This window comes from bacterium, assembly GCA_040756715.1.
In the GTDB taxonomy this organism is placed as follows: Bacteria; UBA9089; UBA9088; order UBA9088; family UBA9088; genus JBFLYE01.
Map to the genome: position 1 here is coordinate 1 of JBFLYE010000111.1, position 8,058 is coordinate 8,058.

The following is an 8,058-nucleotide window of genomic DNA, read 5'->3' on the forward strand; positions in this document are numbered from 1 at the left end:
GGTTTATGGGAAGAAATATCCCAAAACCAGATTTAGAAAGAGAAAGGGAGAATATCCATAAAATAATTGATTTAATCTTGGATGGCATAATCCTTTCCTGCCATGATATATCCGATGGTGGGATGATTACCACAATAATTGAGATGGCGATGTTAAGCAATCTTGGGGCAGAAATTACCATTGAAGGAATTGGCGATATTAGAGAAGACAAAAGGCTTTTTTCTGAAACGCCTGGGTTTATTTTGGAGGTAAAAAAGGGAGGGGAGAAAAAAATAAAGGCATTGCAGGAAGCATACCAGATTGGCTACATTATTCCTGATAAAAGGCTAGTGATTAAGGGCTTATTGGATATTCCTATAGATACTTTGATTAAATGAAAAAGCTTATAATTGGCGGATTGTTTGGGATTTTTATGGGAGTAGTAATAATTTTTCTTTCTCAAAACCTCCATCTTTTCAAAGACTTTGAAAGGGCATCTTTGAATTTTCGCTTTGTCTTTGGTGGAGGAGCAAAAGAGGCGGCATTTGATGATGTTGTAATTGTTGATATAGACAATGAAAGCATTCGTTCACTTGGAAGATGGCAAAGTTGGCCAAGGAGATATTATGCCGAGGTTATTGATTATATAAGGGAGGGTGGAGCAAAAGCCATAGGCTCTGATGTTGCCTTTGTTGACTATTCAAACCCGAAGGATGACGAGGCAATTATTGAGGTAAGTAAAAAGACACAAAATTTTGTTAATTCATTCTTCTTTCCATTTACCGCCGAGGTAAAGGGGACGCCATCAATTGAGAATATGCAAAGGCTTACCCTTCCTCAACCAAAGGGAATAGCGTTTGTGGGCAAGTATAAAAATATTACCCCACCAATAAAAGAGATTCAAAAAGTATCTGGTGGAATTGGGTATTTTAATAGATACCCAGATGATGATGGAAATACAAGGTCTCTTCCCCTGGTTACACCATACCAGAATAGACTATATCTTTCACTCTCCCTTGCTGTTGTCTGTAAGGCTTTGGGCATAGATATAAACGACATTCGCTTTGGAGAAAAATATCTTTACCTTTCTCATAAAAAGAGAATCCCTGTTGAGAAAGGGGTCAAGATGTGGATTAAATATATTGGGGGGGCAAAAAGCTTTAGATTTATCCCTTTTACTACTGTTTTAGGAAGGAAGGTTCCCAGGGAGTATTTTAAAGATAAGATTGTGATAATTGGAGGAAGTGCAGAGGGCTTGTTTGATATTACGACCAATCCATTCTCTGAAGTTTATCCTGGGGTTGAAATTCACGCCAATATTATCCATAACATTTTAACCAATAACTTTATGACCAAGGTATCTGAGCGAACAATATGGATAATCATTCTATTTTTAGGGACAATTATAGGGCTTTTTTCATCCGTCCTTTCCTTAAAAAAGGGGATTTTTGCAATGATTGGGCTTCTTTTTGGGTATCTTGCTGCCTCGGTTATTATCTTTGAAACCAAAGGCTTATGGCTTGAAATGGTCTCTCCTTCCTTCTCAATGGGTCTTTCATTCCTTTCAGTCTGGCTTTGGAGGTTTCAAACCGAGGAGAGGGAGAAAAAGAAGGTAAGGGGGATGTTTTCAAGGTATGTCAGCAAGGATGTGGTTGAAATGCTTGTTTCTAATCCCGATGCATTTTCCCTGGGTGGAAAAAGGCTTGAGCTTTCTGTTTTATTCTCGGATATCTGTGGATTTACCACACTTTCCGAAAAGCTACAAGCAGAAGAGATTGTTTCTTTATTGAATGAATATTTTACCGCAATGAATCAGGTTATCTTTAAGCATAAGGGAACCCTTGACAAATACATTGGCGATGCGATTATGGTTTTTTATGGTGCGCCACTATACCCTGAAGACCATGCCAAGCGAGCGGTTTTAACCGCCCTGGATATGATAAGGGAGTTAAATCGGCTAAAGAAGGAATGGAAGGCAAGGGGTAAGGAGGAGCTTGATATTGGGATTGGCATAAATACCGGTGAGATGGTGGTAGGAAATATTGGTTCGGATATCCAGACAAATTATACGGTAATCGGTGATGAGGTAAATTTGGCATCCCGGCTTGAGGGAATGACCAGAAGGTATGATGCTCAAATAATTATAAGCAAGGCAACCTACGAGAAGATAAAGGATGAAATCTTGTCAAGGGAGGTAGACCTTATTGTGGTAAAGGGGAAGACGCGTCCAGTGATGATTTATGAGCCAATTGGGCTGATCAATGAGGTAGGAGAGGAAAAGAAAAAACAGCTTGAGGTTTTCCAAAATGGGCTTTTGCTTTATAAAGAAAAGAAATGGAAAGAAGCGGCAAATGTATTTTCCACAATTATGGAGGATGGGATTTCAAGGATGTATTTTATGAGATGCCAGGATTATATTGCTTCTCCACCACCTCCTGACTGGGATGGGGTATATGTTTATAAGACAAAATGAAGGTAAGCCATTTTAAGCTATCAATGTTCCTTGAGTGTCCTTTAAAGTATAAATTTTATTATATTGACGAGCTTAAGAAATATTGCAAGCCAAAGCCATACCAGAGCATGGGAATATCTATCCATAGAGCCCTTGAGGCATTCTTTAAACAAGGCACAAGAACGATGAATACTCTGCATAGCCTTCTTAGAAAGCATTGGGTAAGGGAGGGGTATTCAGGAAGGGAAGAGGAAAGAATCTGGGGGCTTAAAGCACTTTCTATGCTCCGTAATTTTTACGAGGCAAATAATGTCCAGATTAACCCAATAATGCTTGAGAGCGAATTTTCTGTTTCTTTCCCTGATTTTACCCTTACTGGAAGGATTGACCGGGTAGACAAGCTACACGAAGGATATGAAGTTATTGATTATAAAACAGGAGAGAAGCTGACAAAGGAATCCTGCGATAATGACCTTCAGATGACGATGTATTCCATAGGATTTTATCATACCCATAAGAGCATTCCAGATCAACTAACCTTCCATTTTTTAAAGGATAACACAAGGATAACCACAAGAAGGAATAAAGAGGATATAGAAAAAGGGATAGGGTTTATCAAAGCAACAGTAGAAAAAATGAAAAACGAAACAAAATTTCATCCTAAACCCAATAAATTCTGTTCCTTCTGCGATTTTACTATCCTCTGTCCTGTATTTATATCCAAATAAAAAATCTCTCAAAATCTTGACAAAGTATGGATTTCAAGGTATAGTAGAACACATATCACATATAATGAATAATGTTTGGGTTGAGATAAACATAGCTGCTATTCTTTATAACCTCTCTTGCATTAAAAATATAACATCTTCAAAAATCCTGGCTGTGGTCAAGGCTGATGCCTATGGACATGGAGCAATTAAGGTTGTAAGGGCTATAAAAGACAAGGTTGATATGCTTGGGGTTTTTTCTATTGAGGAGGGAATAGCATTAAGGGAGGCAGGAATAAGGGAAAGAATCCTTATTTTAGGGCCAAGCCAAGCCTCTTATGCAGACAAGATAATCCATTATGACCTTACCCCATCTGTATTTACAGAGGAAATGCTTAAATCTCTTTCATTAAAGGCAAAGAAGCCAATAAATGTTCATATAAAGATAGATACAGGGATGTGGAGGATTGGTGTTCCTTATAATGATGCGACCTTATTTATTGAAAAGGCAATATCCTATCCAAATATCAAAATAGAAGGAATCTTTTCCCACCTTGCAACCTCATATTTAAAGGATAAAACTTATGCAAATTGCCAATTTGAAAGGTTTTCTTATGTCCTAAAAAGCCTTTCTGAAAAAGGGATAAATATTCCGATAAGGCATATTGCCGCATCTTCTGGAATTTTAGACCTACCCCTCGTCCACCTTGATATGGTAAGGCCTGGAATATTGCTTTATGGCCTATTTCCTTCAAAGGAGGTAGAGAAAAAATTTTTGCCAAAGGAGGCAATGTCCTGCAAGACAAGGATAGCGTTTTTAAGGAGGATTCCAGCTGGCTCGGGAATATCCTATGGTCAAACATATAGAACAGATAGGGAATCTACAATTGCGGTAATTCCTATAGGTTATTCCCATGGATTAAGGAGGGCATTGTCAAACAAGGGATTTGTTCTTGTAAGGGGAAAAAGGGCAAAAATGGTTGGGACAATATGTATGGATATGACAATGATTGATGTATCAGAAATTCCTGGTGTCTCTATGGGCGATGAGGTGGTTATATTTGGAAACCAGGGAGAGGCTTTTATTTCCATTGATGAGCTGGCAGATGCTTGCAATACAATAAACTATGAGATAATCACAGGAATAAACCAGAGGGTTCCTAGAATATACAAGGAATGACACAGATATTGTCTGCAAAAAAGGGGATAATTACAGATGAGGTAAAGAGGGTAGCCTTGGAAGAGGAGCTATCTATTGAGACCATTGTAGATGGAATAAAAGAGGGAATAATTACAATTCCAAAGAATAAGAAAAGAAATATAGAAAAAATTAAAGGCATCGGCAGCGGTTTATTAAAAAAGGTAAATGCAAATATTGGCTCATCAACCCTACTTTCCTCTTTAGAGTTTGAAAGAAAAAAGCTTTATTTTGCTTTAGAGGGAGGGACAGATACAATTATGGATTTGTCTGTGGGAGGAAATATTGACAAAATAAGAAAAACCCTCATTTCAGAATGCCCTGTTCCTTTTGGCACGGTTCCTATATATCAAGCCGCATCACTTGTTAAAAATATAGAGGATATAACCCCTTCCCTTATCCTTAAGGTAATCGAAAAACAAGCAGAAGATGGGGTTGATTTTATGACCATACATTGTGGCTTAAGGCAGGAATTCTTTCCTTTTCTTGAAAAGAGGCTTATTCCTATGGTAAGCAGGGGTGGAGCAATTATTTACCATTGGATGAAGAAAAAGAAAAAGGAAAATCCATTGTATGAATATTTTGAGGATATTTTAAAGATTGCCTTAAAATACGATGTTACATTAAGCTTAGGCGATAGCTTAAGGCCTGGCTGCCTTGCTGATTCTACAGATTCTAGCCAGATAAAGGAGCTAATCCAGTTGGGAGAATTAAGGGACATTGCACACAAGAAAGGTGTTCAGATAATCATTGAAGGACCAGGCCACCTTCCCCTTAATCATATAAAAGCAAATGTTAAATTGGCAAAAAAGATAACCAAAAATGCACCATTGTATTTGCTTGGCCCAATTCCCTGCGATATTGCCCCAGGCTATGACCATGTAACCTCTGCCATTGGTGCCTCTTTGGCTGCTTTGTATGGTGCGGATTTTATCTGCTATGTAACACCCTCTGAACACCTTGGCCTTCCTACACCAGATGAGGTAAAAGAGGGTGTAATTTCAGCAAAAATTGCCGGAATTTGTGCCGATATTGCTTTGGGAAAAAAAGCATTAGTAGAGAGGAATATAGAAATGGCTAAGGCAAGGAAGGCTCTTAATTGGAAAAAACAAGAAAGCCTTTCAATTGACCCCAAAAAGGTAAAAAGCTACCACTTAAAAAACAAAACCCCCTGCACAATGTGTGGCGATTTTTGTGTGTTTAAGATAAAATAAATGTTATCGCTCATTTTCTTTCTTTACATAATAGGCTATTGCTAGTATGCATAACCAAAGAACCATAGCAATAATTCCCGAGAAAATCTTTAGCTCCTTACTAAAAAGAGAGCCAATAGCCACTGTGGTTAATTATTTTGCCAAATCAAACAATACCCTTGTCATCTCTTTTCTACCCTCCCGGTTTGCCATACAAATAAAGTCTATTACCCCTTTTTCTCAAATGTAAAAAAATGGCTTTTGAAAGAGAAACAAAAAAATTTTTGGCATACCTTGCTCAAGAAAATTATTCTCTCCATACAATAAGAAATTATGAAATGGATTTAAAGGCATGGTTTTCTTTTTTAAAGGAAAGGGAGGCAAGTTATCATATGGCAAGGGAATATTTGGGAAGCTTGGTAAAGAGGGGTAGAAAAAAAAAGACAATTGCAAGAAAGCTTTCTTCCCTAAGGAGCTTTTATAATTTTCTATGCATTTATGAGGGGTTAAAGGATAATCCTATATCTGGGTTGCTAATGCCGCGCCTTCCAAAGAACCTTCCGAATTTTCTTGATTTGCCTTCTGTGCTTAAATTGATTGATACATCATCTTTGGGTCGTCTTGGGATAAGAAATAGGGCAATTGTCGAGCTATTTTATTCAACGGGAATAAGGGTTTATGAGCTTTCGCAATTGAATATATCAGACATTAATCTATCTGATCAAACAATAATGGTTGTTGCTAAAGGAAAAAAGGAGAGGCTTGTTCCATTTGGCTCTTATGCAAGGGATTCTTTAATTTCCTATCTTAAAATAAGGGTTGCGCAAGGGGATGCCCTTTTTCTAAATAGATTTGGAGGAAGGCTTTCTAGCCGGGCAATTGAGAAGATCATTGATAAAATAAGGAAAAAGGCAGGTCTTCCCCATATCTCACCACATACTTTAAGGCATTCCTGTGCAACACATCTTTTGGAAAAGGGTGCTGATATTCGCTCTGTCCAGGAATTCCTTGGACACAAAAGCCTTTCCACAACCCAAATCTATACCCATATTACCAGAAAGCACCTTAAGAAGGTATATGATAAGGCACATCCTAGGGCATAATAATTTAGGAATTTTGTCAATTGACAAAAATGGTTTTTTAATTTATAGTGTCAAAGATGGAAAAGATAAAAGCATTTGATGAGGAGGTATATAGAATAATAAAGCAGGATGAAGAGAGGCAAAGGAATACATTAAACCTCATTGCCTCAGAGAATTATGCAAGCCTTTCAGTTAGAGAAGCAGCAGGTTCTGGATTGACAAACAAGTATGCAGAGGGCTATCCAAACAAGAGATACTATGGGGGTTGTGAGTTTGTAGATGAAGTAGAGAATCTTGCCATCAAGCGGGCAAAGGAGCTTTTTAATGCAGAATATGTAAATGTCCAGCCACACTCAGGAACACAGGCAAATATGGCAGCCTATCTTGCATTTCTATCTCCTGGTGATATTATTATGGGAATGGACCTACAATCAGGAGGCCATCTTTCACACGGTGCAGGGGTTAATTTCTCAGGACAAATATTTAGCTCTATAGCTTATGGCGTTAATCCAAAAACAGGCCTTATAGATTTTAACATCGTAAGAGATTTGGCAAAAAAATATAGCCCACGGATGATTATCTGTGGTGCATCTTCCTATCCAAGGATAATAGATTTTGGGGAATTTAGAAAGATTGCAGATGAGATAGATAGCTTGCTGGTAGCAGACATTGCCCATATTGCTGGGCTTATCGCAGGTAATGTCCACCCAAGCCCGATTGGAATAGCCGATATTATCACCACAACAACCCATAAGACATTGAGGGGCCCCCGAGGTGGGATGATTATGGCAAAAGAAGAATACGGGAGGCTCATTGATAAAACAATATTCCCTGGAATTCAAGGAGGGCCTCTAATGCACATCATTGCCGCTAAAGCTATATGTTTTAAAGAGGCTTTATCCCCTGATTTTAAGGAATATGCAAAGCAAGTGGTAAGAAATGCTTCTGTATTGGCAGAAAGCCTTACCTCCTTTGGTTTTAAGCTAATCACGGGTGGAACGGATAACCACCTTTTTTTGATTGACCTAAGCCCTATGGGAATAACAGGAAAAATAGGAGAAGAGCTGCTTGGTGAACAGGGCATCATTGTTAATAAAAATGCCATTCCCTATGATTCTCTTCCCCCCACCATAACCTCTGGAATAAGAATGGGGACACCAGCCCTTACTACGAGAGGGATGAAAGAGGAGCAAATGAAAGAGATAGCAAGGCTTATTGAAAGGGTAATCAGGGGAAAAGAAAATGTGAAAAAAGAGGTTGCCTCCCTTTGCGAAGCATTTCCCATACAATGAATTTCCTTAAAAATTTATTCAAGAAAAAGAAAAGCTTTAAGGAAGAACAAGAAGAATTAGAGATAAGACATTTTATAGGCGAGTTTATAGCATCTGGAATGCTTAACAGCCTTAAATCAAAAAATGTAATTGAAAATGCAGAATTTATTCTTAAT

The 8,058-nt window shown here is 38.1% G+C and carries 8 protein-coding genes; all 8 read left to right on the top strand.

Going from position 1 to position 8,058, the window contains the following annotated elements; translation table 11 throughout:
• On the top strand, positions 1-377 hold a 377-nt coding region (locus tag AB1397_04160), incomplete at its 5' end, for an AIR synthase-related protein (GenBank protein MEW6482176.1).
• On the top strand, positions 374-2,452 hold the full coding sequence (locus AB1397_04165) for an adenylate/guanylate cyclase domain-containing protein (GenBank protein ID MEW6482177.1): 2,079 nt from the start codon (positions 374-376) through the stop codon (positions 2,450-2,452). The genes AB1397_04160 and AB1397_04165, both read left to right, overlap by 4 nt.
• Positions 2,449-3,159 carry a PD-(D/E)XK nuclease family protein gene (locus tag AB1397_04170; protein MEW6482178.1) on the top strand — a complete coding sequence of 237 codons (711 nt, stop codon included), beginning with the start codon at positions 2,449-2,451 and terminating at the stop codon, positions 3,157-3,159. Before AB1397_04165 ends, AB1397_04170 begins: the two co-directional genes overlap by 4 nt.
• Positions 3,160-3,223: 64 nt before the next feature.
• On the top strand, positions 3,224-4,318 hold the full coding sequence (gene alr, locus AB1397_04175) for an alanine racemase (GenBank protein MEW6482179.1): 1,095 nt from the start codon (positions 3,224-3,226) through the stop codon (positions 4,316-4,318).
• Entirely contained in the window at positions 4,315-5,550 is a 1,236-nt protein-coding gene (thiC, locus tag AB1397_04180; GenBank protein ID MEW6482180.1) for a phosphomethylpyrimidine synthase ThiC, read from the top strand. Before alr ends, thiC begins: the two co-directional genes overlap by 4 nt.
• Before the next feature lie 46 nt (positions 5,551-5,596).
• On the top strand, positions 5,597-5,779 hold the full coding sequence (locus tag AB1397_04185; protein ID MEW6482181.1) for a hypothetical protein: 183 nt from the start codon (positions 5,597-5,599) through the stop codon (positions 5,777-5,779).
• 4 nt (positions 5,780-5,783) lie between these two features.
• Positions 5,784-6,632: a site-specific tyrosine recombinase/integron integrase gene (gene xerA, locus AB1397_04190; protein MEW6482182.1), complete on the top strand. Its 849-nt coding sequence runs from the start codon at positions 5,784-5,786 to the stop codon at positions 6,630-6,632.
• 56 nt (positions 6,633-6,688) lie between these two features.
• Complete coding sequence (gene glyA / locus AB1397_04195; protein ID MEW6482183.1) at positions 6,689-7,903, top strand: serine hydroxymethyltransferase; 1,215 nt, start codon at positions 6,689-6,691, stop codon at positions 7,901-7,903.
• Positions 7,904-8,058 lie beyond the last annotated feature (155 nt).